Genomic DNA, 3,614 nt, shown 5'->3' on the forward strand with positions numbered 1-3,614 from the left:
GCGAGCCGAAGCGCCGGGAGGTCCACCTGGTACGCGAGGACGTCCTGGCCCGGTTCGTCAGTTTCGAGCGCGCCCGGGACGTGTACGGCGTCGCTTTCACCTCCGATGTTCTCACAGACGAATTGCAGGTCGACCTCGAAGAGACCGAGCGACTCCGCGCCGTTTCGGCGCACTGACGCCGTCGGGTCCGGATCACAGTCCGAGGTCCGGACCCGACAAGTGAATCACTACTTCGGGCTTCGCTCTTACCTGTCTCATTCGGCGGCTACCCATATCGGTGGAGACGACCGGAACAGTCTTCCCCTGCATTGTGGACCATTTCCTCGCATAGAAACTGAGTACTCTCATGAGTAAAGCAATGCCCGAAAGCAGTCCTGTGACAGAATCGACCGACTGGGCCGAGAATCGCGAGGACTACGCCCAGGACCGAGTACCGCTGGAGTATCGGACCTGGAGCACGGTCTCGCTCTTCGGCGTCATGTTCGGCATTACCACAGCCATGTTCTTCCTCTCATGGGGCGGCACCCTGGTGCATACCTACGGGACCAAGAACCTGGTGATCGGAATGACCATCGCGTCCTTGGTGATCGGCACGCTGGCGTTCTTCTGGTGCCGCAGAGCATCGGAAACAGGACTCAGCGCGGACTTGCTCAGTCGTAGCTCGGGATTCGGCTATCTCGGATCCGCGCTGACATCGTTGATCTACACGCTGACGTTCCTGATGTTCTTTGCCTTCGAAGGTTCGATCATGGCGAACGCCGTACACGAGCAGTGGCCATCCATCCCGAAGTGGGCAATCTACCTGGTCAGCGGTCTGATTTTCATCCCCCTGACGTGGTACGGGATGCGCCTGATGACCCTGCTCATGTGGGTGACACTGCCGATATACGCGGTGTTCCTCGTAATCACCATCTGGAAAGCCGCGGGTACCGATTCGACAACCGATTTCTGGTCCTACAGCGGGGACGGAAGCTACTCCCCCGCCGCAGGCCCCGGGCTGATCCAGGTACTTGCTGCCGCCCTCGCCGTCGTCTCCCAAGTCACGATCTCCGCCGACCTCGGTCGTTTCATCCCGCCCAAGCGTAAGAACTCCGGCGCATTTCTCGTCGGATTCCTCGCTCAGGCATTGACTTTCGGAGGTTGCACCATCCTGGGTGGATGGCTGACGCTGCGCTTCGGCGAACCCGATCCAGGAGTCTATCTGCCTGTGATCATGGGTGTATGGGGCGTGCTGTTCGTCATCGTCACTCAGGTCCGGATCAACGTCACCAACATCTACTCCGGTTCGATCGTCTACAGCACACTGTTCCAGCGCCTGTTCCACTACTCGCCCGGTCGGCACTGGTGGGTAGTGCTGACCGCAGTACTCGGCACCGCACTGATTTTCGGAGACATCTACTCGCGGTTGAACCAAGTTCTCACGTTCGAAGCTGTCTTCATCATCGCATGGGTGATGGCGGTGGTGGCGCACATGTTCATCGTGCGTGGCGTTCTCCACCTCGCCGACGACTCGTCGCCCTACCAGCACCACGAGCTCCCTGCGTTCAACCCGGTCGGACTGATTGCGGTCGGACTCGCGCTACTGGTGTCGGTCCCGTTGGCCTTCGGTGTCGCAGGACCTGCCGGAATGACCTGGGCGCCGTTCGTTTCCGGTGCCATCGCCTTCGTCATCGTGCCGATCGTCGCCGTTGCCACGAAGGGGCGACACTATCGCCCGCTGCGGAACCTCGACGATCGGAGCACCAATTCCGACGAGGACGGCTCTGTCCCGGAACTCGTGAGTTGAGTCCCTCGACCGGATGTGGGACGAAGGGCCGGTCCCACACCGGTCACAGATCTCCGCAAACCCGAAGTGCCAAATACAGATCGGAAATTACAGCGGGGTGCTGCAAGGATGCCTGGAGGATCTCTTCCGCCTTGCGAAGCCTGTAGCGCACGGAATTGACATGGATGAACAGCCTGTCCGCTGTCAGGCCGGCATCCATACCTGCACCGAAGTAGGAGACCACGGTTTCGAACACCGTCTGATGTTCTCGCAGTTCGGCAAGTTGACGACGGGCGCGTGCCGGCCCGGCGCCGACCCTGTGATGGTGAATCATCCACGCGGACATCGCTACGTTGTCGAAAACGATGTACCGGAACCGTGGTGTTGCACCTTCCTCGCCTGCCGTCGCCATCGCCAGAGCACTTGTGGCCTGCGCAACGGACTTCGGGACATCGGTGGCACCGACGCCTTCGCCGCCGATCCCGGCGATGCCGTGGTCGGTGGCGCCGAGCACGGCGACCAGGTCGTCGAGTGGCATCTGTGTCACCACAGTCATCCGATTGCCCTCGACCAGAAAAACGTAGGGAGCCCCGCTACCATGAAGTTCTTCGACCGTCGCATCGAAGCCGCCGGCTCGTTCCGCATGGGGTTGCACGCTGCCCCTCCGCTCGACCACCGAGCCCCGGATCGGCTCACCCGACCTGAATCCGAGGTCGTGCAAGGCCCCGAGTGTTCCCGAGCTCTGCAACCGCTTCAGCGGATCGGACTCCGTATCGTGCCACCCGCGTCGAAGCAGCTGGCTCATCACCTCCTGGCGCACTGCGCGATCCGAGGACGCCGGCCGGTTGCGACTGACAACCGACAGTGCGACCAGGCGCGCCACGGCGAGCGAGGTATTCATCGCCACCTGCCCGTCGCTCATGTCATGCGGCAAGGTGACCACGAGCCATCCTGTAAAGATCGCACCGACTCGGGCGGGAACGATCAAAAGGTCGTCGGCGCCGCTCCGCTGCTTGATCGGAGCGTGTGTCGGCGCCGTCAGCAGAAGTCTCGTCACCGGATCGGCATCGGCGAGGTACACGGAGTCCTTCGCGAAGAAGCGGACCGGCAGGCAGAGGAATGCCGACAGGTTCTCGACCAGTTGGCGTTCGGGAAGCCAATCCGCTCGCGTTCCCGTATCGAAGTTCTCGAAGAACAGGTCCTGCGTGCTCTGCGCCTGCCGGAAAAGCGTGTCGTCGTTGGCGAGGATCATCCTGTTCGCGCGTGTCGACACGTCCCGCGCTTTGATGTGCAGCGGCATCACGAACAGGGGGAAATCCAATGCGCGGGCTTCGTCCAGGAGCGCTGCGGGAACATGCTTGGTGAAGATCTCGACGCAGTATCCCAACCCGACAGCGCCGATCTTGTCGAGAGTGCGGACGAGTCGACGCTGAGCTTCCGAATCGCGCTGCAGCAGATATCCGGTCGTCATCATGACCCAACCCTCGGTCAGCCACTTGTCCACCTCGAGAACCTCGGTGAGATGGATGCCCTGCATGACGCGGTCCGTACGTTCCCGACTCCCTGCGACGAGCCGCAGTTCCAAATCCTTTTCTGCGAGAAGACGACGCAGAGTGGGATTACGCCCGTACGGGATCACTTCGGTAGAGCTGTACATTCTTCAAATCCTATCCACACCGATTGATTTTTCCACAATTCTTCGGGTGCCCTATGACAGTCATGATGGAACTGGAAATCGACCGTGAGACATCCGTCGGCGGCGCCCATATTCGCTCTTATCCTGGAAGATTGGCTGATCACTGTGACTGCACAGAACCACGGCACAGCTGCCGAGTCCCTGTTCGAGCGC

At 61.0% G+C, this 3,614-nt stretch carries 2 protein-coding genes; one reads left to right on the forward strand and one right to left on the reverse strand.

The genetic code is table 11. The annotated features are described in order from the left end of the window. The first annotated feature begins 376 nt into the window (after positions 1–376). A complete protein-coding gene (locus R1101_RS0118520) occupies positions 377–1,786 on the forward strand; it encodes a purine-cytosine permease family protein (RefSeq protein WP_016934838.1) in 1,410 nt (469 codons plus the stop codon). A 43-nt stretch (positions 1,787–1,829) separates the two neighbouring features. On the opposite strand, the gene R1101_RS0118525 is transcribed toward R1101_RS0118520, so the two are convergent. After that, on the reverse strand, positions 1,830–3,422 hold the full coding sequence (locus R1101_RS0118525) for a PucR family transcriptional regulator (protein ID WP_081494127.1): 1,593 nt from the start codon (positions 3,420–3,422) through the stop codon (positions 1,830–1,832). Positions 3,423–3,614 lie beyond the last annotated feature (192 nt).

This window comes from Rhodococcus sp. R1101, assembly GCF_000278445.1.
GTDB classification, from domain to species: domain Bacteria; phylum Actinomycetota; class Actinomycetes; order Mycobacteriales; family Mycobacteriaceae; genus Rhodococcus; species Rhodococcus gordoniae.

Excerpts from the sequence above, each read along its gene's own strand:
- R1101_RS0118525 (WP_081494127.1), bottom strand. The coding sequence starts at position 3,422 with ATGTACAGCTCTACCGAAGTGATCCCGTACGGGCGTAATCCCACTCTG.